At 41.7% G+C, this 2601-nt stretch carries 1 protein-coding gene; it reads right to left on the bottom strand.

The genetic code is table 11. The features are described from left to right. Positions 1 to 109: 109 nt before the first annotated feature. Complete coding sequence (pcrA, locus tag ADM33_RS00050) at positions 110 to 2398, bottom strand: DNA helicase PcrA (RefSeq protein WP_049502650.1); 2289 nt, start codon at positions 2396 to 2398, stop codon at positions 110 to 112. Positions 2399 to 2601 lie beyond the last annotated feature (203 nt).

Raw genomic sequence — 2601 nt, 5'->3', positions numbered from 1 at the left:
CTAAAAGACGAACAAAAAGTTCAATCAGCTACCGCGTCAAAGTTTGATTGCTAATAAAAAATGAGGTCGAGATCTTTGGTCCCAACCTCATCTTATTCATTTAGAAAACTTACTTCTTCTCAATCGGTGCTACACTGGCTAGGAGTTTTTTGAGGCCGACTTCTGGGAAATTGATTTTCAATTCCTGAGTAGATCCACTTCCTGAAACTTCTAGAACAGTTCCTTCGCCCCATTTCTTATGAAGGGCAATGTCACCAATAGACCAACCTGTCTCACTAGAAGCCGATTTAGAACCGGCTGAAAACTGTCCAAAAGGTAGTCCTTTTGATTCAATTGATCTTGGTGCTGCGTTGCGTTTACGATCTTGTAGAGCTTGAGCTAGACTCATGCCTTGACCAAAGGCGACACCTCCACTACTATAGGATGCTTTGAAGCTACTATTAGCAGGACGCGCCAAACCTTGATAATTTAACAAATCTGAACTAATCTCATTGATAAAGCGTGTTGGGCGATTATAGTTCGTTCTACCAAATAGCAAGCGTGAGTTAGCATTAGTCAGATAGAGAATTTTCTCTGCGCGCGTGATACCGACATAGGCTAGACGGCGTTCCTCTTCTAGTTCATCCATGTCTTCTGCTGCACGACTAAGTGGAAAGACATTTTCTTCCATTCCAATTAAGAAGACAACTGGAAACTCTAATCCCTTTGCCGCATGGAGCGTCATCAAGGTTACTTCTGATGTTTCCTGACTGCCAGAGTCTGTATCTGCAATCAAGGCCAAATCGTTCAAGAAGCGACTGAGCTTATCCAAGCCAGTTTCCTCTTCCTGATTATCTGGATTATCATCAAAGTTCTTGGTAACAGAAAGGAACTCTTCGATATTTTCAACACGAGCCTTACTTTCTAAGGTTGCTTGAGCATTGAGAATATCCACGTAGCCTGTTTTTTCCAAGACTGCTTCCACTAACTCAGTAATGGTTAACTGATCCAGTTGCTCCCGAAAATCAAGAATCATATTGGCAAAATCCCAGATAGACTGGGCTGCCTTACCTTTAATCCCTGATAACATGATGTTAGCTGAAGCATCAAGCATCGACATATTTTGTAGGTTGGCAAAGTCACGGATTTTCTCTACTGTTCCTGGTCCAATGCCACGTTTTGGTTCATTGATAATCCGCTCAAAACTGATATTATCACTCAAATTGGCAATGAGATTCAGATAAGCGATAATATCACGGATTTCCTTACGGCTATAGAACTTTGTTCCACCAACCATAGTATAAGGAATATTAGACTTAAGCAGAGCTTCTTCAATGGTACGAGACTGGGCATTAGTACGGTAAAGAACTGCAAAGTCCTTGTGAAGGAAGTTTTGGCTTCGACCAAGTTCATCGATGGTTTTAGCAACAAAGACAGCCTCGTCTTGTTCATCATTAGCACGATAGTAGACAATCTGTTCCCCATCCGCATTTTGAGTCCAGAGATTCTTAGGACGACGATTTTTATTGTTTTTGATAACGTCATTAGCAGCTTGGAGGATGGTCTTGGTCGAACGGTAATTTTCCTCCAATAAAACAACCTTGGCTTGAGGATAATCCTTCTCAAAATCCAAGATATTCTGCATATCAGCACCACGCCAACCGTAGATAGACTGGTCAGCATCCCCAACTACGCAGATATTTTGGAAACGAGAAGCCAAGAGTTTAACGAGTTGATACTGAGCATGGTTGGTATCTTGATACTCATCAACATGAATGTACTGGAACTTCTGTTGGTAATAAGTCAAAACATCGGGATTTTGATCAAAAAGACGTAGAGTCAACATAATCAAGTCATCAAAGTCCACCGACTCTGACTGACGAAGTTCTTTCTGATAGGCCGTATAACACTTTGCTACAATTTGAGTGTACATATCTCCTGCCTGAGCAGCGTAAGCAACATCGTCAATCAGATCATTCTTAGCATTGGAAATGGTTCCCAAAATAGTCCGTTCATTCCATTTTTTAGGATCCAAGTTCAACTGCTTGAGAATGCGTTTCATGAGCGTTCGCTGTTCTCCAGGATCAACAATCGTAAAATTGCGATTATAGCCAATGTGGTCGGCATCGCGACGTAGGATACGCACGCACATAGAGTGGAAGGTCGCAATCAAACAATCCTGAGTAGCTGGATTGAGTCCATAAGCACGCTCCTTCATTTCACGGGCAGCTTTATTGGTAAAGGTAATGGCCAAGATATTCCATGGGTTGACCATCTTTTCATCAATTAAGTAGGCAATACGGTGGGTTAAAACACGAGTCTTACCAGATCCCGCCCCCGCCATGATCAGCAAAGGTCCTTCTGTGGTTTGAACAGCCTCGGCTTGACGGTCATTCATTCCCTTTAATAAATCGTTCATTTTCTCTTCCTTATTCTTCAAGTCAATGTTTCTATTATATCAAAAAAGTTTGAAAATAACTTTTCTTAGGAGCCTTCTGATTATTTTAGTTGGCAAGACAAGAAAAGGCTGGGACAAAAGTCCTAGCCTCTCAATTCTCTTTTGATTATCGAGCAAGACGCAGTGGTTGAGTGGGCTCTACTACGCTGATTTCATCAGCTTTT

The organism is Streptococcus oralis, assembly GCF_001075875.1.
GTDB lineage: Bacteria > Bacillota > Bacilli > Lactobacillales > Streptococcaceae > Streptococcus > Streptococcus oralis_I.
The sequence above is the reverse complement of the archived record's forward strand: the minus strand, read 5'-3'. Positions and strand labels throughout refer to the sequence as shown.

Excerpts from the sequence above, each read along its gene's own strand:
- pcrA (WP_049502650.1), bottom strand. The coding sequence starts at position 2,398 with ATGAACGATTTATTAAAGGGAATGAATGACCGTCAAGCCGAGGCTGTT.